Here is a 278-nt window from a genome sequence, read left to right as displayed (position 1 = left end):
ACACTTGTCTGAGCTCTGGAAAGACTACATCCACCCATCGATTTACTTGATTAATAGCCATCACGAAACGTTTTACAATCACATCACGGTTAGAAATTAGAACTCTAAGTTTCTCAAATGATTCTGTTGTTGGACGAACAAAGGAATAATAACCGTTTTTCACCATATCCGCTATAACGAGGGCATCTTTTTTATCACTCTTCGATTGAGTATTGTCACGATTCTCTTTATTCCTTTTCACTAAGTGGGGATTGACTGTTACTACCTCAATGTTTTGG

Annotated in this window: 1 protein-coding gene; it reads right to left on the bottom strand. The window is 37.4% G+C overall.

What is annotated here, in order from left to right; all coding sequences use genetic code 11:
- Nucleotides 1-278: IS110 family transposase (locus TR08_RS24920; protein WP_045522855.1), on the bottom strand; the 278-nt coding region annotated here is incomplete at both ends.

Origin of the sequence: Neobacillus niacini, from assembly GCF_000759675.1 — a bacterium.
GTDB classification, from domain to species: Bacteria; Bacillota; Bacilli; order Bacillales; family Cytobacillaceae; genus Neobacillus; species Neobacillus niacini_A.
This window is presented reverse-complemented; position numbering and strand designations above follow the sequence as displayed.